At 68.0% G+C, this 22189-nt stretch carries 22 protein-coding genes and 1 pseudogene; 8 read left to right on the top strand and 15 right to left on the bottom strand.

Annotated elements, in window-relative coordinates:
- The first annotated feature begins 109 nt into the window (after window positions 1-109).
- Genes ABD156_RS09520 through ABD156_RS09505 form a run of 4 tightly spaced genes read left to right on the top strand, consistent with a single transcriptional unit; the run spans window position 110 to window position 3856 of the window.
- Window positions 110-1123 carry a D-isomer specific 2-hydroxyacid dehydrogenase family protein gene (locus ABD156_RS09520; protein WP_344269326.1) on the top strand — a complete coding sequence of 338 codons (1014 nt, stop codon included), beginning with the start codon at window positions 110-112 and terminating at the stop codon, window positions 1121-1123.
- Entirely contained in the window at window positions 1116-2153 is a 1038-nt protein-coding gene (gene vanA, locus ABD156_RS09515; protein ID WP_344269323.1) for a D-alanine--(R)-lactate ligase, read from the top strand. Before ABD156_RS09520 ends, vanA begins: the two co-directional genes overlap by 8 nt.
- Window positions 2150-2758, top strand: a complete 609-nt coding sequence (vanX, locus tag ABD156_RS09510; RefSeq protein WP_344269320.1) for a D-Ala-D-Ala dipeptidase VanX — start codon at window positions 2150-2152, stop codon at window positions 2756-2758. The genes vanA and vanX overlap by 4 nt, the downstream gene beginning before the upstream one ends.
- The gene (locus ABD156_RS09505; RefSeq protein WP_344269317.1) at window positions 2759-3856 is read left to right on the top strand and encodes a UDP-N-acetylglucosamine--N-acetylmuramyl-(pentapeptide) pyrophosphoryl-undecaprenol N-acetylglucosamine transferase; all 1098 of its coding nucleotides are present in this window, start codon (window positions 2759-2761) and stop codon (window positions 3854-3856) included. It abuts the gene before it with no gap.
- Here ABD156_RS09505 and ABD156_RS09500 read toward each other — a convergent pair.
- Both ABD156_RS09500 and ABD156_RS09495 read right to left on the bottom strand, forming a co-directional pair.
- On the bottom strand, window positions 3806-4918 hold the full coding sequence (locus ABD156_RS09500; protein ID WP_344269315.1) for a sensor histidine kinase: 1113 nt from the start codon (window positions 4916-4918) through the stop codon (window positions 3806-3808). The genes ABD156_RS09505 and ABD156_RS09500 overlap by 51 nt on opposite strands.
- A complete protein-coding gene (locus ABD156_RS09495) occupies window positions 4915-5589 on the bottom strand; it encodes a response regulator transcription factor (RefSeq protein ID WP_344269313.1) in 675 nt (224 codons plus the stop codon). The genes ABD156_RS09500 and ABD156_RS09495 overlap by 4 nt, the downstream gene beginning before the upstream one ends.
- A gap of 88 nt (window positions 5590-5677) precedes the next feature.
- Here ABD156_RS09495 and ABD156_RS09490 point away from each other — a divergent pair, with 88 nt between their 5' ends.
- Window positions 5678-6202, top strand: a complete 525-nt coding sequence (locus ABD156_RS09490; protein WP_377927767.1) for a M15 family metallopeptidase — start codon at window positions 5678-5680, stop codon at window positions 6200-6202.
- Here ABD156_RS09490 and ABD156_RS09485 read toward each other — a convergent pair.
- Entirely contained in the window at window positions 6199-8958 is a 2760-nt protein-coding gene (locus ABD156_RS09485; RefSeq protein WP_344269307.1) for a BTAD domain-containing putative transcriptional regulator, read from the bottom strand. The two genes, ABD156_RS09490 and ABD156_RS09485, sit on opposite strands and share 4 nt — an antisense overlap.
- A gap of 334 nt (window positions 8959-9292) precedes the next feature.
- Between ABD156_RS09485 and ABD156_RS09480 the strand changes: the two genes are divergently transcribed.
- Entirely contained in the window at window positions 9293-10024 is a 732-nt protein-coding gene (locus ABD156_RS09480; RefSeq protein WP_344269304.1) for a phosphotransferase family protein, read from the top strand.
- Window positions 10025-10040: 16 nt separating this feature from the next.
- Window positions 10041-11210 carry a GyrI-like domain-containing protein gene (locus ABD156_RS09475; RefSeq protein ID WP_344269301.1) on the top strand — a complete coding sequence of 390 codons (1170 nt, stop codon included), beginning with the start codon at window positions 10041-10043 and terminating at the stop codon, window positions 11208-11210.
- Here the strand turns inward: ABD156_RS09475 and ABD156_RS09470 are convergent.
- From ABD156_RS09470 to ABD156_RS09460, 3 genes are all read right to left on the bottom strand, one after another.
- Window positions 11170-12039, bottom strand: a complete 870-nt coding sequence (locus ABD156_RS09470) for a nuclease (protein WP_344269298.1) — start codon at window positions 12037-12039, stop codon at window positions 11170-11172. The genes ABD156_RS09475 and ABD156_RS09470 overlap by 41 nt on opposite strands.
- Window positions 12040-12153: 114 nt before the next feature.
- Window positions 12154-12291 carry a hypothetical protein gene (locus ABD156_RS09465; protein ID WP_344269295.1) on the bottom strand — a complete coding sequence of 46 codons (138 nt, stop codon included), beginning with the start codon at window positions 12289-12291 and terminating at the stop codon, window positions 12154-12156.
- A gap of 51 nt (window positions 12292-12342) precedes the next feature.
- Window positions 12343-12738, bottom strand: a complete 396-nt coding sequence (locus tag ABD156_RS09460; protein WP_344269292.1) for a cupin domain-containing protein — start codon at window positions 12736-12738, stop codon at window positions 12343-12345.
- A gap of 61 nt (window positions 12739-12799) precedes the next feature.
- Between ABD156_RS09460 and ABD156_RS09455 the strand changes: the two genes are divergently transcribed.
- On the top strand, window positions 12800-13270 hold the full coding sequence (locus ABD156_RS09455; protein WP_344269290.1) for a MarR family winged helix-turn-helix transcriptional regulator: 471 nt from the start codon (window positions 12800-12802) through the stop codon (window positions 13268-13270).
- Between the two features lie 547 nt (window positions 13271-13817).
- Here the strand turns inward: ABD156_RS09455 and ABD156_RS09450 are convergent.
- The 9 genes and pseudogenes from ABD156_RS09450 to ABD156_RS09410 all read right to left on the bottom strand — a co-directional run bounded on the left by ABD156_RS09450 (window position 13818) and on the right by ABD156_RS09410 (window position 21516).
- Window positions 13818-14648, bottom strand: a complete 831-nt coding sequence (locus ABD156_RS09450; RefSeq protein WP_344269288.1) for a spermidine synthase — start codon at window positions 14646-14648, stop codon at window positions 13818-13820.
- Complete coding sequence (gene speD / locus ABD156_RS09445; protein WP_344269788.1) at window positions 14645-15037, bottom strand: adenosylmethionine decarboxylase; 393 nt, start codon at window positions 15035-15037, stop codon at window positions 14645-14647. Before speD ends, ABD156_RS09450 begins: the two co-directional genes overlap by 4 nt.
- Window positions 15038-15097: 60 nt before the next feature.
- A pseudogene (locus ABD156_RS09440) lies at window positions 15098-16072 on the bottom strand (type III PLP-dependent enzyme); the annotation flags it as partial.
- Window positions 16073-16189: 117 nt separating this feature from the next.
- The gene (locus tag ABD156_RS09435) at window positions 16190-16969 is read right to left on the bottom strand and encodes an AAC(3) family N-acetyltransferase (RefSeq protein WP_344269286.1); all 780 of its coding nucleotides are present in this window, start codon (window positions 16967-16969) and stop codon (window positions 16190-16192) included.
- A gap of 104 nt (window positions 16970-17073) precedes the next feature.
- Entirely contained in the window at window positions 17074-18264 is a 1191-nt protein-coding gene (locus ABD156_RS09430; protein WP_344269283.1) for a cytochrome P450, read from the bottom strand.
- Window positions 18265-18277: 13 nt separating this feature from the next.
- The gene (locus tag ABD156_RS09425; protein ID WP_344269280.1) at window positions 18278-19093 is read right to left on the bottom strand and encodes an ABC transporter permease; all 816 of its coding nucleotides are present in this window, start codon (window positions 19091-19093) and stop codon (window positions 18278-18280) included.
- The gene (locus ABD156_RS09420) at window positions 19090-20049 is read right to left on the bottom strand and encodes an ATP-binding cassette domain-containing protein (RefSeq protein WP_344269278.1); all 960 of its coding nucleotides are present in this window, start codon (window positions 20047-20049) and stop codon (window positions 19090-19092) included. Before ABD156_RS09420 ends, ABD156_RS09425 begins: the two co-directional genes overlap by 4 nt.
- 20 nt (window positions 20050-20069) lie before the next feature.
- Window positions 20070-20915: a DUF4097 family beta strand repeat-containing protein gene (locus ABD156_RS09415; protein WP_344269276.1), complete on the bottom strand. Its 846-nt coding sequence runs from the start codon at window positions 20913-20915 to the stop codon at window positions 20070-20072.
- A 76-nt stretch (window positions 20916-20991) separates the two neighbouring features.
- A complete protein-coding gene (locus tag ABD156_RS09410) occupies window positions 20992-21516 on the bottom strand; it encodes a YlcI/YnfO family protein (RefSeq protein ID WP_344269273.1) in 525 nt (174 codons plus the stop codon).
- Window positions 21517-22189 lie beyond the last annotated feature (673 nt).

The following is a 22189-nucleotide window of genomic DNA, read 5'->3' as shown; positions in this document are numbered from 1 at the left end:
TCGTTGCCGCACGCGGTGCGGTTTTCCTTCTTCACGGGGCCGGAGATATCGTCCGTGTATCGGAAACCGCATACGTGCTGGCAACATCGTTCTGCCTTGACTGGCAGGCATGACCTACCGCGAACCGGCACGCGCCGCGGGGCTTCGGGCGCTGGTTCCGGCGGCCGGCATCACGATCTACGGGTGCGGGCCCGAGGAAGCCGCCTTGGTCCGGGAGGCGGTGTCTCGTTTGGGGGTGGCACCGGCTGTCACCTCGGCGGCGCTGTCCGAAGCCAACGCCGACCTCGCCGCCGGGAACCGGTGCGTCAGTGTCAGCCACAAAACCCGCATCACCAACGCCGCTTTGCGCGCGCTCGGCGAGGTCGGCGTCAAGTATCTCTCCACGCGGAGCATCGGGTGCAATCATCTCGACGTCGCCTACGCCGAGAAGATCGGCATCACGGTGGAAAACGTCGCGTACTCGCCCGACAGCGTCGCCGACTACACGCTCATGTTGATGCTGATGGCGATCCGCAGCGCGAAATCGCTCATCCGGCGGACCGACGCGCACGATTACCGGCTGAGCGATCTTCCCGGAAAAGAACTGCGCGACCTCACCGTAGGAGTCATCGGAACCGGACGGATCGGCGCGGCGGTCATCGACCGGCTGTGGGGTTTCGGCGGCCAGAAGCTGGCTTACGACCTCCGTCCGCGCACCTCGGCGGATTACGTTCCGCTCGACGATTTGCTGCGGCAGAGCGACATCGTCACCCTCCACACCCCGCTCACGCCCGAGACTCGCCACCTGCTGAACCGGCAGCGAATCGCGCTGATGAAGCCCGGCGCGATCGTCGTCAACACCGGCCGCGGCGGGCTGATCGACACCGAAGCCCTCCTGTCCGCGCTGGAAAGCGGCAGGCTGGGCGGCGCGGCATTGGACGTCCTCGAAGGGGAGGAAGGGATGTTCTATGCCGACTGCCGCCGAAAACCGATCGAGAACACGAATCTGGCGCGATTGCAGAAACTGCCGAACGTCCTGATCAGCCCGCACACCGCGTATTACACCGAGCACGCCTTGCGCGACGCGGTGGAAAACAGTCTCCTCAACTGCCTGAATTTCGAAAGCTGGACGAACCATGACTAAGCTCAAGGTCGGCGTGATCTTCGGGGGAATCTCCGAGGAACACCCCGTCTCGGTCAAATCCGCGCGAGAGGTCGCGAAGAACCTCGACCGGGAAAAGTACGAGCCGTACTGGATCGGGATCGCCAAGGACGGTTCCTGGAAGCTGTGCGACGGCCCCGTCGAAGCGTGGGAGGACGGCGGCCGCCCGGCGATGCTGTCGCCGGACCGGAGCGTCCACGGGCTGCTGGTCGAGGAGCGGGGAAAATACGAACCGGTCCGGCTGGACGTGGTGCTGCCGGTGCTGCACGGCAAACTCGGCGAGGACGGCGCGATGCAGGGCCTCCTGGAGCTGTCCGGGATCCCGTACGCGGGCTGTGACGTGCAGAGTTCCGCGCTGTGCATGGACAAATCCCTCGCCTACCTGGTCGTCGGCAGCGCGGGCATCGCGACGCCGAACTTCTGGGCCGGGACTGCGGACGAGAACGTCGACGCGAGCAAGTTCGCCTACCCCGTCTTCGTGAAACCGGCCCGGTCCGGTTCGTCGTTCGGCGTCACCAAGGTCTCGCGCGAGGAGGACTTGCCGGCCGCGATCGCGGAGGCGGCGCAGTTCGATTCCAAGGTGCTGATCGAGGAAGCGGTCGAAGGCAGCGAGGTGGGTTGCGCGGTTCTGGGCAACGGCGCGGACCTGCTCGTCGGCGAACCGGACCAGATCCGGCTGTCGCACGGGTTCTTCAAGATCCATCAGGAAGACAACCCCGAAAGCGGCTCCGAGAACTCGACCATCCTCGTGCCCGCGGACATCTCCGGCCAGGCGCGCGCCCGCGTCCAGGCGACCGCCCGGACCATCTACCGCGCGCTGGGCTGCCAGGGACTCGCCCGGGTCGACCTGTTCCTGCTGGAAGACGGCACCGCCATGCTGAACGAGGTCAACACCTTCCCCGGCCTGACCTCCTACAGCCGGTACCCGCGGATGATGGCGGCGGCCGGGTTGCCGTTCCCCGAAATGCTCGACCGGATGGTGTCGCTCGCGCTCGCCGGGGCATCCCGATGAAGCACGGTTTCGCCTTCCTGGACGAGGCAGCGCCCGGGATCCGGTGGGACGCCAAGTACGCCACCTGGGACAACTTCACCGGCAAACCGGTCGACGGATACCTGGCGAACCGGATCGTCGGCACCCACGCCTTGTGCACCGCCCTGCGAAGCGCCCAGGACAAGGCCGCGACGCTGGGATTCGGCCTGCTGATCTGGGACGGCTACCGGCCGCAGCGCGCCGTGGACTGCTTCCTGCGCTGGGCGAAGCAACCCGAAGACGGCCGGAAGAAACACCAGCACTACCCGAACCTCAACCGGTCGCAGATGTTCGAAAACGGCTACGTGGCAACCAAATCCGGCCACACCCGAGGCAGCACAGCGGATCTGACGCTGTACCGCCTCGACTCCGGCGAACTCGTCCCCATGGGCGGCGGCTTCGACCTGATGGACGCCGTCTCGCACCACGGCGCGCGCAGCATCACCGCAGCAGAGGCAGCGAACCGTCAGCATCTCCGGTCCATTATGGAGGATTGCGGTTTCGCCGCCTATGAAGCCGAATGGTGGCACTACACGCTGAAGGACGAGCCTTACCCGGAAACGTACTTCGATTTCCTCGTCGCCTAGATGACCACCAGAGCACCCCGCGTCGTGGTCGCCGGAGGCCATTCGGCCGGGCACATCGAACCCGCGCTGAACTTCGCCGACGCACTGCGAAAGCTGGCCCCCGCCGCCGAGGTCACCGCGCTCGGCACCGTCCGCGGCCTGGACACGACGCTCATCCCGGCCCGCGGTTACCCGCTGGAACTCATCCCTCCCGCGCCGTTGCCACGCAAGGTAACCCGCGCCCTCTTGCAAACGCCGTCCCGGCTGCGCGATTCGGTCCGCGCCGCCAGGACTGTCCTCGACCAGGTCCAGGCGGACGTCGTAGTGGGCTTTGGCGGCTACGTCGCCGCCCCCGCTTACCTCGCCGCCCGCCAGCGACGCCTGCCCATCGTCATCCACGAGGCGAACGTCCGCCCAGGCGCGGCCAATCGCCTCGCCGCCCGGATGACGACGCACGTGTACACCGCTTCCCCCGAAGTCCGGCTGAAGCACGGCACCGCGATCGGCATCCCGCTGCGCCCGGCGATCACCGGACTCGACCGCCCCGCAACCCGCGATGCAGCTCGCCGGAAGTTCGGCCTGCACCCCGACGGCCCGGTCCTGCTGATCACCGGCGGTTCCCAAGGCGCCACGGCCATCAATGCCGCCGCCTCCGGGGCAGCTCAACAGTTGAGAGCAGCCGGGGTCCAAGTCCTGCACATCACCGGCCGCCAGCACACCGTCGAAGCGAGCGACCCGTCGTATGTGGTCCTGCCCTACGTCGACGAAATGCACTACGCCTACGCCGCAGCCGATTTCGCGATCTGCCGCTCAGGCGCGATGACCTGCGCCGAACTGGCCGCAGTCGGACTCCCTGCCGCGTTCGTCCCGCTGCCGGACCGCGGCGGCGAGCAACGCCTGAATGCCGGGCCAGTCGTCGCGGCAGGTGGCGCACTGCTCGTCCCCGACGCCGAACTCACCCCCGCTTGGATCGCCTCCACGCTGATCCCGATCCTCACCGACCCAGCCCGAATCGCGGCGATGTCCGCCCGCGCCTCCGCAAAAGGCGCACCCAACGCCGACACCGTCCTAGCCCGGCACGTCCTGACGATCGCCGAGCGACATCGCCCCGCCAGGTAGCCGCACTGTCACCCGAAGCCCGCCGGCGGCGCCCGGCGCGAGAGAAAGCGTCCCGTCATGCGCCTGCGCGATGCTCTTCACGATCGCCAGCCCCAGCCCGACCCCGGCGTGGTCACGACGGATCCGTTCGGTACCGCGCTGGAACGGCTCGGTGAACGTCCAGATCTTCTCCGGGCTGACTTCCTCCCCGGTGTTTTCCACAATGAGCGTGCCCGCCGTCGCGGAGGCAGAGGCGCGAAGCTGCACAGTCCCGCCTTCCGGCAGGTTATGGACGATCGCGTTGTGCAGCAGGTTCGTCGTCAACTGCAGCAGCAGCGCCCGCGATCCACGAACGGCAGTGATGTCTCCCGAAGTCTCGATAACGACCCCGTGCTTCTCGGCCAGCGGAAGAAGCGTCTCCGCGGCTTCTTCGGCCAGAAGCGACAGATCGACAGGTTCCCGAGTGAACGACCGCTGGTCCGCGCGGCTGAGCAAGAGCAAGGCTTCGGTGAGCTCGATCGCCCGGGCGTTCACGACGCGGAGGCGTTCGTGAAGCTCGCCGACATCCCGGTCCGGGTCGTTGCGGGCGACTTCGAGGAGGCTCTGCGTGATCGCCAGCGGAGTGCGCAGCTCATGGGAGGCGTTGGCGGCGAATCTGCGCTGCTCGGCGACGTGCGCGTCGAGACGGGCGAGCATGGCGTCGAAGCTGTCGGCGAGTTCGCGGAACTCGTCGTCGCGGCCTTCCAGCTCGATCCGGTGCGCGAGCGACCCGGTCGAGGCGCGCCGGGTCGCGGCGGTGATCCGGGTCAGCGGGGCGAGCATGCGCCCGGCCAGCACCCAGCCGCCCAGCAGGCCGAATACCAGCAGGAGCAGCATCACGACGGCCGCGTCGGGCGCGAAGTCCTTGATCAGGTCGCGGCCGGACGGGGCCATCACCACCGGCATCACTTCCAGCGCCCGGTCCTGGTAGTTCAGCAGGAACAGGGCCACCGCGCCGAGCAGCAGCGTCCCGGCCAGCATGAGGAATCCGGCGTAGCTGAGGGTCAGTTTGAGCCGGACGCTCATCCCCGGCTCGCGGATCATCCGCGAGCCGATCCGTCGTCGATCCGGTAGCCGACCCCGGGGACGGTCGCGACCAGCCACGGTTCGCCGAGCCGTTTGCGCAGCGCCGAGACCGTGATGCGGACAGCGTTGGTGAACGGGTCCGCGTTCTCGTCCCAGGCTCGTTCGAGGAGCTCTTCGGCGCTGACCACGCCGCCCTCCGCGGCGACGAGCACTTCGAGGACAGCGAACTGCTTTCGGGTGAGCGCCACGTACCGGCCGTCCCGATAAACCTCGCGGCGGAACGGGTCCAGCTTCAGTCCCGCGATTTCCCGGACCGGCGGCCGGTTGTGCGCGCGCCTGCGGTCGAGCGCGCGCAGCCGGAGCACGAGTTCCCGCAGCTCGAAGGGTTTGGTGAGGTAGTCGTCGGCGCCGAGTTCGAAGCCGGAGACCTTGTCGTCGAGCCGGTCGGCGGCGGTGAGCATCAGGATCGGCATGCCGCTGCCGGACGCGACGACGCGTTTCGCGATCTCGTCGCCGGACGGGCCGGGGATGTCCCGGTCGAGCACAGCCATGTCGTACGCGTTGACGCTCAGCATTTCCAGCGCGGTGTCCCCGTCCCCGGCGAGATCGGCCGCGATCGCTTCCAGCCGCAGCCCGTCCCGGATGGCCTCGGCCAGGTAGGGCTCGTCCTCGACGATCAGCACACGCATGCCGTCGATGCTACGAGCAGACGCGTATCGCTGGCATATCCGAAACCGCGTACACGCTGGCAACACCGTTTCGCCTTGGCTGAACGCCATGACCCGCAGCGAATCAGCACGAAGTCCCTTCCGGCGAACCGTCCGCCGCGTGCTTCGCCGTCGTGGCGCGCTCAGCGAGGCCGACGGAGCCGTCCCGTCCGGCACGACGGTGTTCGCCGAGGTTCCGGCCGTGGCCAATCTCGACCCGGCGTTCCTGGCGGCGCTGCGCCGCGCGGCGAAGGACGCCGCGAACGACGGCGTCGAGTTCCGCGTCAACAGCGGCTGGAGATCACCGGCGTATCAGAATCAGCTTCGGCGCAAGGCAATCGCCAGATACGGCTCGGAACAAGAAGCCGCGCGCTGGGTAGCCACCGCCGACCGGTCCGCGCACGTCTTGGGGAACGCGATCGACCTCGGCCCTTTCGAGGCCACGGCCTGGTTGTCGAAACACGGTGCCGCGTATGGACTGTGCCAGATCTACCACAACGAACCGTGGCACTACGAGCTTCGTCCCGAAGCCGTCCTCCATGGCTGTCCGCCGATGTACGCCGACCCTTCGCAGGACCCGAGGTTGCAGGCCTAGGACGGATCCGCCAGCCGTTCCTGCAATCGAGCGTGCCGGAACTGGTACACCTCGCCGACCTGCCGCAGGACGCCCCGGCGATGCGCGTCGTCGAGGAAACCCATGAGGTCCAACGGGATCCGCTTGCGGGAGGCCAGCCACAACCGGCTGAACGTGTACGCGCCCCAGGCCCGGGCGATCCACACGCTCAGCCCCACCGCCAGCCCGAACACGAGCCCCGCCGCGATCGCCTGCGCCGTGCTCGAAGCCCGCGAAAAGACCTGGCCGCCGATGATCACGCCAGCGAGGCCGTAGGCGAGACTTCCCGGGCTCCGCACCAAAAACCGGCCCAGCAACGCCGACGCCAGCCCGCCGGCGAAGGCCAGCGCCAGGTCGTAATGGTCGTGGAAAACGCCGAGGAACCGCGTTTCCTTCGTGAAGGCGAACGCCATTCCGTAGAACAAGCCCAGCGAAACAATGAAGGACAAGGTGAACGACAGCGTCGCGGCGCGGTCGTTGCGCAGGACGCTCGCCGGACTCGACACCCGGCTCGCCTCCAGCGGCGTGTCCAGCCAGACGTGCACCCCGATCGCCAGCCCGAACACCACCGCGAGCAGCGCGATCACCCCGGCCGACAGCGACCACGCCAGCCCGAGGCAGACCCCGATCAGCACCCCGACCGCGAACCGCCGCAGGAATCGGCCCGCCGTGCCGCGGAACCGCGCCTCCACCCGCAGCGGCCCCGGTCGGCTGCCGACGGTATGCGTTACACAACCTGCCACCGCGAACGACAACCCGTAGATCGCGCCGATCACCGGCCCCGCCGCGATCCAGCCGGTGAGCGCGAACAGCAACGCGGGCGGCAGCCCGAGGCAGAGCCCGAGGACCAGCCTCGGCACCGCGCGATCCAGCTGCCACCACGCGAGATCGCGGCTCTGGTCGCGTTCCAGTTGCCGGGCGAAGAAGCTCAGCCAGCGCTGTGCCTGGTCCGCCGGGTAATCGCGCGGCCGGGTCGGCCGGTCGAGCCGCGCGGGCGGTGCCGGGCGGGAGGTGTAGACCACCGGCAGGTACTCGTCCAGCAGATGTCCCTCGATCGCCGCGCGGTCGGGAAACCTGGTCGTCTCGCAGAGTTCGCCGGGATCGGTCGAGGGATGCGCGTACGCCGTCCTCGCCAGGTCGACCATCAGCGGTGTGCGAAGTGCCTGTGCCAATGGGCTTTCCGGGTTCTGCCGCAGCTGCCGGACCACCGGCTCCCAACGGGTTTCGCCGAAGCGCTGCCGCGCGGTGAGAAAGTCGATCGCGTCCTCGGTCTCGACCGGTTCGATCTCCACCACCGCCGCCCGCGACAGAAACGTCCCGGACTGCCGCACCGCGTACTCGTACTCAGTGCTGCGGCAGGTCACCACGAGCGGCCGGCCTCCGGAAACCGCCTGGTCCAGCGCGTCGATCGCGGCGGTGTGCAGCCCGGGGGCCAGCTCGTCGAGGCCGTCGAGCACCGGGATGACGCGGCCTTCGAGCACCAGCCGCAGCGCCGCGCCCTTGCCGTACGCGCCGATGTTGGCCAGGCCCGGATACTCCTCGACCAGCCGTCGGGCCAGCCAGCCGTGCAGGTGTTCCTCGCGCGGATTCCACGACGACAGCGGCAGCAGCACCGGCACCGGTTCGCCCGGCGGCGGGTCGGCCAGCAGCCCGAGCGTCAGCAGAATGGCCAGCACCGATTTCCCCGCGCCCGGTTCGCCGAGCACGACCAGCTGCCGTGCCGGAACCTGCCGGAACTTCGCGACGACGTCGGTGAGATCGCCGCTGAACGTCAGCCTGCTCTGCTCGCCGGGCCGGCCGAGCACCGCCGACGCCGCCGCGGCGACCGGGCGCTCGGTGCTCGTCCAGGTCAGCGGTACCGGCTCCGGACGGTGCAGCGAACGGATCTCGGCCTCCGCGGTCCACTGCCGCACGATCGCCGCCGCGAGCTCGTCGGCCGCGCGATCGAGCTGACTCGACGGCTGCTCCGGCGGGCTCGGGGTTTCCTCGGCCGCCGGTTCTTCCGTCTCGCCGCGCAGGATCTGTTCGTGCAACCGGCGCACCTCGGCACCGGGATCGACCCCGAGCTCCTCGGCGAGCTGCGTCCGCAACCGCTGAAACACCGTCAGCGCGTCCGCCTGCCGCCCGCTGCGATCCAACGCGAGCATCAGCTGTGCGTACGGCCGTTCCCGCAGCGGATGTTCCTCGACGATCTCCGCCAGCTCGTCCACGACCTCGCGGTACTGGCCCAGCTTCAGCTGCCAGTCAATGCACAGCTCCAGCGCGGCGAGCCGCTGCTCCTCCAGCCGCGCCGCCCGCCCGGCGAGCGCCGCGGCGTCCAGACCGTCCAGCACCGGACCGCGCCACAGCTTCAACGCCGACCGGATCTTCTCGACGCCCTCGATCAGCGCGCCGCCCGCCGCCGACTGGCGGGCAGCAGCGACAGCGTCGGTAAATCGAAGCCAGTCGACTTGCTGATTGTCGACCGTAATCCGGTAGCCGGAGCCATCGGTGACGATCAGTTGTTGCCCGGGATCGGCGAGCCGCTCGCGGAGCACCGAAACACAGTTCTGGATCTGCTTGGTGGCCGTCGCGGGCGGTTCGCCGTCCCAGGTCGCCTCGATCAGCTTCGGCAGCGGAACGACGGAGTTCGGCGACAGCAGCAAACACGCGAGCACGCGGCGATGGCGTGCGCCGGGCAGCGTCAGCCGGTCGGATCCATTCTGGATTTCCAGCGCTCCGAGCACGCGAAAATCCATTCCGCGGTTCCCCCCTCGGCTCCGGCACCGCTGCGGGGCTGAGCATACCCGCGCAGGTCAACGGCCTCGCGGAGGAGGAAGGGACAGACCGAGGACAGGTTGGGGACGACGCCGGGCACGGTGGAACCACGTCCGGCCCCCGAGGTGGGGACCTGGTCGCCGGCTCGGGGGCCGGCGGCGGTGGGGCCGGGCGGACACCCTCCGCATAACCGGTTCCGGACCGCATCTCGGTGCCGTCGGGATCGAGGGGGGAGGGGCGGGTGCTGGGGGTACTCGCCGCCGCTCGAGCGAAAATCCGGTGCCGTCCGTGATCGTCTTCGTGACAATCGCGGGCATGGAGGAAGTCGAAATCGTCGTCGCCCACCACGAACGCGCGACCTTGCGCGTCGGCGACGTGTTCCTGAAGGTCGACACCGACCAGGCGCGCGCCGACGCCGAGGTCGCCGCGATGGCGCTGGCACCGCTCCCGACGCCGGAGATCTTGTGGCGGAAACCGCCCGTGCTCGCCCTCGCCGCGCTGCCCGGACGGGAACTCGGTCGTCCCGGAAAACCGTCGACCGCGTCGCCGGAAGCCTGGGCCGCGGCCGGAGCCGCCGCCCGAAAACTGCACGAAGCACCGCTGCCGCCGACCCCCGGCTTCAACCTCGATGAACTCGCCGCGGACCTCGACCGCGAATGCGCGTCGCTGATCGCGAACGAGGTCCTGCCCGCCGACCTGGTCACCGGCAACCGCCGCCTCGCCGAAGCCGCGCTCCGGCCGCGGACCCCGGTGTTCATCCACGGCGATCTGCAGGTCGCGCACATCTTCATCGAGGGCGACGAGGTGACCGGCGTTCTCGACTGGTCCGAAGCCGCCCAGGGCGACGCCCACTTCGACCTCGCCGCCTTGACCCTCGCGCACCAGGAACACCTCGACGACGTCCTGGCGGGATACGGCGGCGGCATCGACCTCGACGTGCTCCGCGCGTGGTGGTCGCTGCGCAGCCTGCGGGTCGTCCACTTCCTGGTCGGGCACGGCTTCGACCCGGCACCGGAGGTCGCGGTCCTGGAGGCTCAGCTATTCTAGTACTAGAATAGCTGGCATGGCCGCCCTGACCGACGCCGAACTGACCATCCTCGGCCTGCTCGTCGAGCAGCCTCAGCACGGTTACGCGCTGGAGCGGGTGGTGGAGGAACGCGGCATCCGCACGTGGACCGCGCTCGGCTTCTCCTCGATCTATTACGTCCTCGACAAGCTGGCCAAGCGCGGCCTGATCGAAGCCACCGGCGCTCCCCGCTCCGGCAAATCGCGCGCGACCATCCAGGCCACGCGGGCCGGCGTCGAACTGTGCGCGGAGGCCACCCGCGAAGCGCTCACCGCGCTGACCCCGATCCACGCACGAGTCCTTGTCGCGATGGCCAACAGCCCCGGCCTGCCGGACCCGGAAGTACGCGCCGGGCTGACCGCGCGGCTCGCCGCGTTGCGCGAACAACTCGCCGAAGTCCGGGCGACGCGCGCCCGCCAGGAACCCTTGCCGGACGCGGCGGCGGCGATTTTCGACTACAGCGAAGCCATGCTCACGGCCGACCTCACCTGGACCGAAAGCGTCCTCACCAAGGAGACCACGGTGGACAAGTACGACGTCAAGAAAGCCCACCGCGCGCTGTATTCGCCGCCGTCGAAGGACTTCACCGTCGTGGACGTGCCCGCGCTCCAGTACCTCGCCGCCGACGGTCACGGCGACCCGAACACCGCCCCGGAGTACACGAACGCCGTCGAAGCGCTGTACGGAATCGCTTATTCGGTGAAGTTCGCGAGCAAGAAAAACCTCGGCCGGGACTTCGTCGTCGGACCGCTCGAGGGCCTGTGGCGAGCGGACGACCCCAGCGTTTTTCTCGCTCGGGACAAAGGGAAATGGGACTGGACGATGCTGATCAGCCAGCCGGATTGGGTCACCGAGGAGATGGTCCGGGAGGCCGCTGAAAGCGTCGCGAAGAAGAAAGACAACCCAGCGCTCGCCGGGGTCCGGCTACGCACGCTGACGGAGGGCACGAGCGTCCAGATCCTGCACCTCGGCTCGTACGACGACGAAACGCCCACGCTGAACCGGCTCCACCACGAATACCTGCCTGAGCACGGCCTGACCTTCAACGGCGACCACCACGAGATCTACCTGAGCGACCCGCGCCGCACCGCGCCGGACAAGTTGAAGACGGTTCTGCGGCAGCCGGTCAAGCCTCTTGGAACACGATCTGCTCCGGCGGAGTCGTGAGCTTGAGTGTCTGCCGCCGGACGGACAGGAGCGTGTGGAGTTCGGTGGCGTGCCCGTCCGGGATGGTGAAAAGCCGGTCGTTGCGGGTGTCGACGTAGTCCGCGAACCCGGCGAGCGAGACGCCGTCGCTCTCGTCCAGGCTCAAGTAATCAACGAGGCGGCGGAACAGTTTCGGCAGCAGCACCACGTCGTCGCGCAACTGGGCGCGGCTGGTCAGCCGGAACCCGCTGGTGGTCACGTCGTGCTCCCACACGCCCTTGCCCGCGGTGCGCGCCGCGACCGCCGCGTCGGCCATCGCCTGCCGGAGATCCGGGTAGAGCTTGGAGTAGAACGTCGGATACGCCAGCCCAGTTTCGAGCAGCCGGAAATTCGCCGACGCCTTCAGCGCTTTCGGATCGAGATGCACGTCTCCGCCGTCGGTGGACCGACCCGCCCGCTGCCCGGGAAACGCGAAAGCGACCGCGCGGCCGTACTTGTCGGCGAACCGGGTCAGGATGTGCCCGCTCGTCTCGCCCGGCGTGCTGGTGGAAACGCGACCGCCTTCGTCGCGCTCGACCTTCGTAAAACCGAGGTACCGCAACAGTTCCGCCCCGGCAGCGTCAGCCAGTTCTTTCGGCTGACGCCACAACTCAGCTCCCGCGACGCGCGGCCGGTAATGCGTCTCGAGCGCGTCGATCCCGTCGAGGCGCAACTGCACCCCGCCCCGGGAATTGGTGCGCACCTTGAGGTTCGCGGCGGAAAACGCGTCCGCCCGGTCGGGATAGAACCGGACCGAGTCCCCGTCCGGCGAAGCCCCGACGACCCGGAAATGACCTTTGATCAATGTCAACGCCCGCGGAATGACGGTAACTGCCGGAAGTGCCCGGCAGTTACCGTGTTTCCCGAGCCGTCACCAAGCGGTCACTCGTGTTGTGACCACCCGTCACGCCCCGTACGTGCGTTATTACTGGCAGGCTTCGCAATCCGGGTCGTCGATGCGACAGGCGGCGCCGTCGACGAGCGGAAAGTCGAAGTCGTCCAGAACGGGAACGACCGAGGCGGTTTCTTCGGACGCGGCGGGCGGCGTGGTGGGAGCAGACATATCCGTTGTAGCGCTCAAGATCGCCGAACATTCCGTGACGCCCGCCACAGCTCAGGCCACCCAGTCCGGAAGAATCTTGTCGCCGTCCGCCGTCGCGCACGCCGGCACCACGCCCGTCCGGTACACCCGCGTACTGCCCGGCGCGCACACGATCGCCACCATGCCGTTGTCCGCATCGGCCCGCACCTGCCGCTCGGCGTCGGCGGGCATCACCACCGTCTCCCCCTCCTGCACGACCTCAACGACGCCGCCCAGCTCGATCTCCGCCCCGCCACCGAGAACCGTCCACACCTGCTCGGTGTCGAACGCATGCACCGGCCCGACCGCGCCCGGTGCCATCTCAACCCTCCAGACCGCCTGCTGGCTGCCGCCCTGAGTCGGCGACGCCAGCGTCGTCATCACCGCGTTCGGCGTCTCCGTCCGACGGCTGTCCCTGATGACCACCACTTGCCACTCCCCTTACAATCGACAACACGGTTGTCCATATAGTCAACGAGGTTGTCTACCTATGTCAAGCGATCCGCCCGGATACGAACTGCCACTGCGCCTGCTGTTCGGCTTCCGCAGCCTGATCGACGACCTGCACGCCGAACTGGCGAAGCAAGGCCACCCCGACGTACGGCCGATGCACGGCTTCGTCTTCCAGGCGATCGGCCCGTCCGGCACGACCGCCGTCGACCTTGGCCGCACCCTCGGCGTAACCAAACAGGCCGCGGGAAAGACAATCGACACCCTGGAACGACTCGGCTACGTCCATCGAGACCGCGACCCCGACGACGGCCGCCGCATGCTGGTGCGGCTGACTGACCGAGGCCTCGACTGCCTCGCCAAGTCAGCGCAGATCTTCGACCGACTACGCGCGGAGTGGTCTGAAACCCTGGGCGCCGGACGGCTTCGCGCATTGGAAGAGGACCTGCGGAAGGTCGCCTCGCCGGAGTCCGCCCGACTGGACCTGCCAGGCTGGTTCTCCGGCGCTTGACACCGATCGGGACCGGCAGTTGGATCCGCTCATGCATCGAAGACGGGGAATCCTGCTGGCCGCCGCCGCAACGACCGGCGCGGCAATCGCGGTGACCGTGGGGCTGGCGTCCAGCACCGAACAGCCACAGCCCACTCCGGTTGCCGCTTCCGCCCCTTCCTCGGCTCCGGCGTCCCCTTCCCCGGCCGCCGCTTCGCCCTCCCCCTCCGCCGCCTCGCCAACTTCGCCGGTTCCTCCGCCGCCCGCCGCGAAGCCCGCCAGCGCGCATCCCCCGCACCACAGCAACCCGGTGCCGAAGCCCGCACATTCAGCGACGAGCGACCGCGCCCCCAGCGACGCAATCCGCGATCGCGTCTACCAGCCACCGCTCAACCCGCGGCCTCAAGGCCAGGTCCCCGGAGCCGGTTGGGAACCCGGAACGAAGTCCGGCAACACCGGCCCGTCCGACGAGCCCGTCACGACCCCGACGCCCTTGCCGAATCCGGGAACGCACCAGTCCGGTTGAGCAAAGGCCGCACGGAGAACTGCAGACTCCGCCCGGTACCGCTCACCGGCGAAGGCTGATCGGCGGAACCGTCGCCCCACGCAACGTCAAAGCGTCAATCGTCACGGGCCGATACGACAGCGTCTCCAACCGCCCCACCATCTTCTCCACCGGCGCGTCCACGTCCGTGCCGAAGAAAAACGCCCACTCGTGCTCCGGCGAACCAAAGTAAACCGGCGACGGGAAGACCTCCTCGAACCGACGCCAGCACTTCACCAATGTCGAGTTCCGCCACAATGTCGGGCACCCGCCCTGATACGCGACCACCCCGCCAGGCGTCAGCAACGACCGGCACTGAGCCAGGAATTCCGCACTGTACAACCGATTGTGCTGAGCTTCCGTGGAATCCTGCTCGTCCGGCAGATCAACCAGCACCACGTCGTACTTCTCGCCGCAGGTGTGGACGTACTCCCACCCATCGGCGTAATGCACCCGCACCGGCCCCTCGCCACGCTCCGCCCGAGCCAGCTCGGCCGGCGAGTACCCGTACGGAAGATGTTCCGCGCAAAGCCGAACCGCCTCGACATCGATGTCCACGTGATCGACCGAAGCTCCCGCCTCGGCCGCGATCTGGCACACCACGCCTTCGCTGGACCCGACCACCAACACCCGGTCCACAGTGGACGCCAGCAGCAGCGCGGGCACCAGCAGCGCCTCGTGATACACCAGCTGGCTGAACTCGGTGCTCTGCCGCTCGTCGTCGCAGAACAGCGAAATCCCCTGCGCCGTCTTGCCGATCACCACGTGCTGGCAGGCAGTCCGCGTGTCGACCAGCACGTCCGAGACCTGCCACAACCGGGTCAGCCCAGCGCCGACTGGTTCCTCGATGTTCAACTGTCTTCCTGTCCTCTGTGGATAGTGGTGACCCGCGAAACGCTCGCGCCGAGCAAATCGCGCAGCACCTGAACGGCCAGCTCCGGATCCGCCTTGCGCCCGCACGTGAACACATCCACGAACGCCGACCCCCGCTCCGGATACGTGTGAATCGAAGCGTGCGACTCCGACAGCAGCGCCATCGCCGTCACGCCGTGCGGCTCGAACTGCTTGTACGTCAACTCGCACACCGTCGCGCCGGCCTTGTCCAGCGCACGTTCCAAGCTCTCGCACAACAAGGCCGGATCGTCGAGCAACTCCGCGGACACCCCGGAAAACTCGGCCAGCACATGCCGTCCGGCGAACTCCCCGACCCCAGCGGCCTCCCCGCCGACGAAGTACGACCGCAACGGCGGAAATCCGTTGAACGACACCGAAGAGTAGCTTTGTGTGTACGCTCCGGCACTCGGAATGTCGACGTAATCCCCCGCCCGCAACGCCAATGGCATCCGATAAGGCGTGCGCTGATAAAGCACGTCGTCCCCGTCGCACGTCGGCCCCGCGATCACCACGGGCCCGTCCGGACCGCCGTCATGCGCGGTAACCAGCCGATACGCGATGGCCTCGTTCTCCGTCTCGGCAAGCCCGCCGTACCGGCCGATGTCGAGGTACACCCAGCGCCGCTCGTCCGCTGAAGACTTGCGCGACACCAGCACCACCTCGCTGCGAATCACCCCCGCCGACGCCACCACCGCCCGCCCCGGCTCGAACGACAACGCGGGCGCGACCGCGAAATGCCGCCCCACCGACTCGCGAATAACCGCCGCGTACTCCTCCAACGGCGGCGGCGCGGTCAGATACCCCACCGGAAAACCGCCACCAATGTTCAAGCCCCGCAACGAAACCCCGCGCTCCGCAACCGCGCGCGTCACCTCCGCCGCCGCAGCGATCCCGGCGTCCCAAGCCCGCGGATCACTGTGCTGAGACCCCACATGAAACGCGACGCCCTCCGGATCAAGCCCCAACTCGGCCGCCCGAACCAACAGGTCGACCGCCATGTCCGGCGCACACCCGAATTTCCGCCCGAACGGCGTCAGCGCACCCGGACTGTCCACGAGAATCCGGCAAGAAGCAGTCGCCCCCGGCGCGAACTCCGCGAGATTCTCGAGATCCTCAAGGCTGTCAAAGGTAAACCGCCGCACCCCCACGCGGTGCGCGAATTCGATGTCCCGCGCCTTCTTCACCGTGTTGCCATAGGACAGCAGCTCCGGCCGCACCCCTTGCGCGAGACACAACTCGATCTCCTCGCGCCCGGCGACGTCAAACCCTGCTCCGGCTTTCCGAAGCACCCGCACCACTTCCGGCGCCGGATTGGCCTTGACCGCGTAGTACATCCGAGCTTCCGGCACCATCTTCTGGAGCCGCTCGCAGTTCCCGCGCACCACGTCAAGGTCCACCACGAGACACGGCGTGGGCGGCCGTCGTTCCTCCAGGAACGCCCGGCACCGCTCCACCACCCGCGAGAACCCTTCAGTCACAACGCCCGAGTATAGGTGCCGGTTTCACCGCAGCAGCTCACCCAGCCGCCGCTGGGCAAAGCCTACGAACGGTACACAGTCCATCACCTGGCAGTCCGCCGCACCGATCTTCCCCCGACGCACGCCGCCCGCCTCGCCGAATTCGGCCCCGACCTGAGGAAAGAACCGCCCGTTGTCGTCCCCGACGTCGTCGGTCCGCACCCACACCCGCTCCCCGTCCACCAGGTAGGGAAACCGCCGAACCTTCCGTCGATGACGCGGCACCAGAGATTCGGCGTAGTGCAGGAACGAGTTCCGATCATGCCCGACCCCGAGCAGCACAATCCGCGCCCGCTCCCGATACAGCCAGTCAAACGGCGACCCCACCCCCACCGCATACCCCAGCGGCTGCCGGCGCGTCACCTCCTCGGCCCGAGCCCCGACCGCCGCCACCGACGCCTGCGGATGCCGGCTACGGCGCCGCCCCTCCCACCTCAGCAACGCGTTCGGAACCGCCCCCATCGGCGTCACCAGCCCCTCGTGAAACAACGGCACCCGCCCCCGCGCCTCCTCAACCTCAGCGTCCCCCGGCCCCGGCACCTCCGGAAACGGATCCGCCACCTGCGGCGTAAACGCAGGCACCACGACCGTCCCCGCGGAACCCACCGCCCGCAACAACCCCCGCACCACCGCATCCGCCCCGCCATCCACGTTCCCCAACGCGGACAACGACGAATGCACAATCACCACCCCACCCTCAGCAACCCCCAACTCCCGAACCCCCGCACACACCACATCCGCGTCAACCACAACCACAACCGCCACCTCCCTCGCAACTCGCCAAGACGACCACTCCACCCCCGCCCCTCGCCCCCGCCGCAGTTAGCACTGGCTCAACAATCAAAAGCGAGGGAGTCCAACCCACCCCGTCACCAAGAAACAGGCAACTTCACAACCCCGAAAATATTCTGATACTCAGACCGCAACGGCACCTCTCCCGCCACCCGCAGCGTCGGAAACCGCCGCACCAACGCAGGCAACGCCACCGTCATCTCCACCCGAGCCAACTGCTGCCCCAAACACTGATGAATCCCGTGCCCGAACCCCACATGCCCAGTCGCGACCCGCCGCACATCCAGCTCATCCGGCCGCTCGAACTTCACCGGATCCCGATTGGCCGCCTGCACGGACAACACCACAGACTCCCCAGCCCGAATCACCTGTCCGCCGACCTCAACATCCGTCAACGCGGCCCGAACCCCGGTGTGCGCGATGGACAGATACCGCATCAACTCCTCGACCGCCCCGCCGGCAGCCTCCGGCTCATCCCGGACCACAGCCCACTGCTCCGGATTCCTCAACAGCGCATACGTCCCCAACGCCACCATATTCGCCGTGGTGTCCAGCCCAGCGGCGAGCAGGAACGTCCCCAGCCCAGCCAGTTCCTCGTCAGTCAAATCACTGCTGGTCAGATCGCTGAACAAGTCATCCGTGGGCGTGGACCGCTTAGCCGGTACCAACGAAGCCACATAGTCCTGCAACTGGCCATAAGCAATCATCCTCTCCTCTTCGGAAAGACCGATATCGTTGATCGCCGCGGCAGATCCGAGAAACGACGCCCGATCCGAATACGGCACCCCGAGCAGTTCGCAAATCATCACCGCGGGCACCGGATGCGCGTAAGCCGCGACCAGATCGACGCCAGGACCGGCCTTCTCCATCACATCCAAATACTCGTCCGCGACCTCAGCCACCCGGTCGCTGAGCAACCGCATCCGCCGAACCGTGAATTTCCCCGTCAGCAACTTCCGGAACCGGGTGTGCTCCGGCGCGTCGATCCCCGTCATGTCCCCGACCGGAGCCGGCGGCAGTTCCGAAAACTGCTCCATCCCGGGAAACGGGTAGTGCCACAATTCGTACCGGTTGCTGAACCGCTGGTCCCCCAGAATCGCCCGCACCTCCGCGTGCCCGGTGGCCAGCCATCCGACGTGCCCGTCCGGAAACGCCATCCGCGTCAGCGGAGCCCGCTCCCGCACCTCGGTCAGCGACGGCGGCGGATCGAACGGACACCCCTGCGCCCGCCCCATCGGAACCCCTTGCACAACGTCTTCCCCAGTCATCCCCGTGCCCCTTTCAGTGTGCGTATTCGCGATTGAAAAGCTTCTTGGACCAGAGATATCCGCCGACGCCCATCACGGCGCACCAGCCGAGCGCGAACCACAGGTGGTTGCCGAGCGGCTTGTCGAGCAGCAGCGCGCGCAGGGTCTCGATGATCGGCGTGAACGGCTGGTACTCGGCGAACCACCGCAGCGCACCCGGCATCGAATCCGCGGGCACGAACCCGCTGCCGAGGAAAGGCAGCAGCAGCAACGGCATCGGGGTGTTGCTGGCCGATTCGACACTCTTGCTCACCTGTCCGAGCGCGACACACAGCCACACCAGCGCGAGCGCCACCACCACGAGGAACCCGACCGCGGCGAACCACGAACCGACGCTGGCGGCGGGCCGGAAACCGACCAGCAACGCGACCCCGGTGACCACCACGAGCCCGAACAACGCTTGCAGCACACTGCCGAGCACGTGCCCGGTCAGCACCGAAACCCGGGCGATGTGCATGGTCCGGAACCGGGCGATGACGCCTTCGGTCAGGTCCATCGCCACCGAAATCGCCGTTCCCTGCACGGTGGCGGTAATGGTCATCAGCAGAATCGTCGGCGCGACGAAATTGGCGTATTCGGCTCTGCCTCCGCCGGCCCCGCCTAATCCGGCGCCGAGCGTGCCGCCGAAAACGTAGACGAACAGCAGCAGGAACACCACCGGCATCCCGACCAGCATGATCGTCAGCGACGGATACCGGAGCATGTGCTTGAGATTCCGGCGCAGCATGGTCATCGAGTCGCGGACCGGGTGGAAGCGCAGATCTGGTCCGGCGAGAGCGGGAGCAGTCATCGGGAAGTCACCTTTTCGTCAGTGGAGTTGCCGGTGAGGGCAAGGAAAACGTCGTCGAGATCAGGAGTGTGCACGGAAAGCTCGTCGACCTTCACCGAAAGCGAGTCGAGCCGGTCGATCAGCGATTTGAGCGACTGCAGGCTGCCGTCGTTCGGCACACGCAGCACCAGCGCGTCGTTCTGCCGGGACGCCTCGCTCAGCCCGCGCTGCGCGTGGATGAGGTCGGCCTCTTCCTCGAAGCGCAACTGGACGTGTCCGCCGGGGATCTGGCGCTTGAGCTCTTCCGCGGTGCCTTCGGCGACAATCCGGCCGTGGTCGAGCACGGCGATCCGGTCGGCCAGTTCGTCGGCTTCTTCGAGGTATTGCGTGGTAAGGAAAATCGTGACCCCGCCGGCCACCAGCTTGCGCACGATCTCCCACATCGCCCGGCGGCTGCGCGGGTCGAGGCCGGTGGTCGGCTCGTCCAGGAAGATCACCTGCGGGCTCCCGACGAGCGTCATCGCCAGGTCGAGCCGCCGCCGCATGCCGCCGGAGAAGGTCGACACCGGCTTCTTCGCCGCTTCGACGAGATCGAACTGTTCGAGCAGCTCCGCCGCGCGCCGCTGCCGAGTGGACCGGTCGAGGTGGTGCAGATCCGCCATCAGCAGCAGATTTTCCTCGGCGGTCAGCAGATTGTCGACGGCGGAGAACTGCCCGGTGACACCGATCGAGGCGCGCACCCCGTCGGCTTCCGAGGCGACGTCGTACCCGGCGACCTGCGCCGCGCCGCCGTCCGCGTTGATCAAAGTGGACAGAATCTTGACCGTGGTGGTCTTGCCCGCGCCGTTCGCGCCGAGCAGCGAGAAGACGGTGCCGCGGGCGACGGTGAGGTCGATGCCGTCGAGCACGAGGTGGTCGCCGAAGGATTTGCGCAGTCCGGCGGCGGCGATCGCCGGCCGGGAATGGTTGCTGGACACAGGTTTCTCCAAGACTGTGATCAGGAGCGGTGGATGACGATTTCGCCGAACGCGGTGTGCCCGCGGACCTCGACGGTTTCGGTGGACTCCCCCGGGCTGGCCGAGGTCTCGAGCTGATTGCGCACGTGGCCGAAGTTGGTCTTCACGTCGAGCCAGGCCGCGGTGCCCTTGGCGATGCCGATCCGCAGGTCGCCGATCGCGCTCTCGAGCACGACCGAACCGCGGACGACCTCGCCGAGCGAGATGGCGCCGTTGGACGTCTTCGCGTCGACCCCCGCGCCGGCGTGCTCGACCGTGATGTCGCCGTTGGCCGCGCGCACCCGGACGTCGCCGCCCGCGGACTCGATCGTGGTGTCGCCGTTGGAGTTCTTGATCACCGCGGTCCCGTCGACCGGGCCGAGCCGGATCCGCCCGGACGCGGTGGTGACCTCGGCGTCGCCCGCGATGGCGTCGACCGTGACGTGGCCGACCGAGGTGTCGACGCGCAGCGGGCCGGTGCGGTCGAGGCTGACGTTCCCGGCCGCGGTCTTGAGCCGCGCCTGCCCGAGTTCGCCGGAGCCCTGGAAGGCGCCCGCCTGCACCTCGGCGGAAACCCGCGAGCCGGTGGGCAGTTCGACCGTCACGTCGACCGAGCGGGTCTTGCGGGAGAAGTCGAACGCCCGCATCTTCGGGCCGGTGATGTGCAGCGCGCCGTTGCTGTACTCGACGCGGATCTGCTTGGCGGTCTTGACATCGGAGTCGTCCGATTCGTCGGTCGGGCGGACGTCGACGACCGTGTCGGCGCGGTCGCTCGCGGCGAACCGGACGTGGCCGACGCCGAGGTCGACGGTGACGGAAATCGGTTCGGGAGTGTCGAATTTAGGCATGGTTGTCCCCACATTTCGGTTAGGTGTGCCGTCTCCGCAGGTCAGAGACGGGTGAAGGAGTTAGCGAAGAAGGGAGCTACCGGACCCAGCCGGTGAAGCTCTGCTTGGAGAAACTGCCGCCGGGCTGCTCGAAGCGCTGTTCGCGTTCGGGCCGCTGCTGCAGCGCCGCGGTGGCCGCCCGGACGAGCCAGGCGTTGACCGAACGACCCTCCTTGGCGGCGGCCTCCTCGACCGCGGCCTTGAGCTGTTCGGGCAGCCGCACGTTGATCCGCGCCGACGGCCCGTCCTCGGAGAACAGCGGTTCGCTCTGCTCCGGAGCCGGTTCGGCCGCGGCCGCGGCGGGCTGAGCGGGTTCAGCGGGCGGCGCGGCCACGACGAAGTTCGGGTCGCGGCCGCGCAGGCGCAGTTCGACCGAGCCGGGCGCGAGGTCCCGGGTGATCTCGTCGACGGCGCCGGACAGCGTGTCCAGGAGGGTCATCCGAATCGCCGATTCGAGCGATCCGGTCAGCCGCTCGACCAGCGCGCGCCCCTCTTCGCCACTGGCCTCGGCCAGCGTCGCGAATTCCCGCCCGAGGTTGCTTACGTACGTGGTCAAGTCCATGGCACCACTATGGCACACGCTTGGCACCACCACAAGCCATCATGGCTCACTTTGGCACCACTACGGCACCGTTGAGAGCAAAACCCCAGTTCAGAGCGTGGTGCCATCCGAAAAATCAGGTGCCGCAATGGCGTGCCGCCCGATCCCGCAGCAGGGCAAGCCCGCATCTTGAGCCACCGCCGCCACGATCCGCAACGCCCCAATGTGGCATTGGGTGCGTCAGGCGCACCGAACGCCACATTGGGTGCGTCGCATGCACCCAATGCCACATTGGGGTTGTCTCAGTGGTGCGGTGTGTGGCGGGTTCGTTGTAGCGGTGGCTGGCCAGGAGATGCGGAGCACCGCCTGCGGCCAGCCGGGCCGCGTGGCTCCGTTGCTGCCCGGCCGCGCTACGCGAGAACCCCGCGCAAAACGGGGTCTCCCCGCAGGGCTGCGCGGTTGCATGCGGCGCGGGGCCGCTGGCAGCTGCGGCGATGCGGCCGACCCTCGCCGCGCCGCTCCCCGCTCCCGCAGACGTCCTTCACAAACCTCCCCAAGGCCCACCGCTGAACAACCCCAACGCGGCATTGGGTGCGTCAGGCGCACCGAACGCCACATTGGGTGCGTCGCATGCACCCAATGCCACATTGGGGGTTTTTCATCTTGGTTTGTGCTGGTCATGGTGGGTTGACCG

Source organism: Amycolatopsis albidoflavus, from assembly GCF_039525725.1.
GTDB classification, from domain to species: domain Bacteria; phylum Actinomycetota; class Actinomycetes; order Mycobacteriales; family Pseudonocardiaceae; genus Amycolatopsis; species Amycolatopsis albidoflava.
This window is presented reverse-complemented; position numbering and strand designations above follow the sequence as displayed.

What these genes read in the sequence shown, in the direction of transcription:
- ABD156_RS09520 (WP_344269326.1), top strand. Translation starts at nt 110, where the DNA reads ATGACCTACCGCGAACCGGCACGCGCCGCGGGGCTTCGGGCGCTGGTT.
- vanA (WP_344269323.1), top strand. Translation starts at nt 1,116, where the DNA reads ATGACTAAGCTCAAGGTCGGCGTGATCTTCGGGGGAATCTCCGAGGAA.
- vanX (WP_344269320.1), top strand. Translation starts at nt 2,150, where the DNA reads ATGAAGCACGGTTTCGCCTTCCTGGACGAGGCAGCGCCCGGGATCCGG.
- ABD156_RS09505 (WP_344269317.1), top strand. Translation starts at nt 2,759, where the DNA reads ATGACCACCAGAGCACCCCGCGTCGTGGTCGCCGGAGGCCATTCGGCC.
- ABD156_RS09500 (WP_344269315.1), bottom strand. Translation starts at nt 4,918, where the DNA reads ATGATCCGCGAGCCGGGGATGAGCGTCCGGCTCAAACTGACCCTCAGC.
- ABD156_RS09495 (WP_344269313.1), bottom strand. Translation starts at nt 5,589, where the DNA reads ATGCGTGTGCTGATCGTCGAGGACGAGCCCTACCTGGCCGAGGCCATC.
- ABD156_RS09490 (WP_377927767.1), top strand. Translation starts at nt 5,678, where the DNA reads ATGACCCGCAGCGAATCAGCACGAAGTCCCTTCCGGCGAACCGTCCGC.
- ABD156_RS09485 (WP_344269307.1), bottom strand. Translation starts at nt 8,958, where the DNA reads ATGGATTTTCGCGTGCTCGGAGCGCTGGAAATCCAGAATGGATCCGAC.
- ABD156_RS09480 (WP_344269304.1), top strand. Translation starts at nt 9,293, where the DNA reads ATGGAGGAAGTCGAAATCGTCGTCGCCCACCACGAACGCGCGACCTTG.
- ABD156_RS09475 (WP_344269301.1), top strand. Translation starts at nt 10,041, where the DNA reads ATGGCCGCCCTGACCGACGCCGAACTGACCATCCTCGGCCTGCTCGTC.
- ABD156_RS09465 (WP_344269295.1), bottom strand. Translation starts at nt 12,291, where the DNA reads ATGTCTGCTCCCACCACGCCGCCCGCCGCGTCCGAAGAAACCGCCTCG.
- ABD156_RS09455 (WP_344269290.1), top strand. Translation starts at nt 12,800, where the DNA reads ATGTCAAGCGATCCGCCCGGATACGAACTGCCACTGCGCCTGCTGTTC.
- ABD156_RS09430 (WP_344269283.1), bottom strand. Translation starts at nt 18,264, where the DNA reads ATGACTGGGGAAGACGTTGTGCAAGGGGTTCCGATGGGGCGGGCGCAG.
- ABD156_RS09425 (WP_344269280.1), bottom strand. Translation starts at nt 19,093, where the DNA reads ATGACTGCTCCCGCTCTCGCCGGACCAGATCTGCGCTTCCACCCGGTC.
- ABD156_RS09415 (WP_344269276.1), bottom strand. Translation starts at nt 20,915, where the DNA reads ATGCCTAAATTCGACACTCCCGAACCGATTTCCGTCACCGTCGACCTC.
- ABD156_RS09410 (WP_344269273.1), bottom strand. Translation starts at nt 21,516, where the DNA reads ATGGACTTGACCACGTACGTAAGCAACCTCGGGCGGGAATTCGCGACG.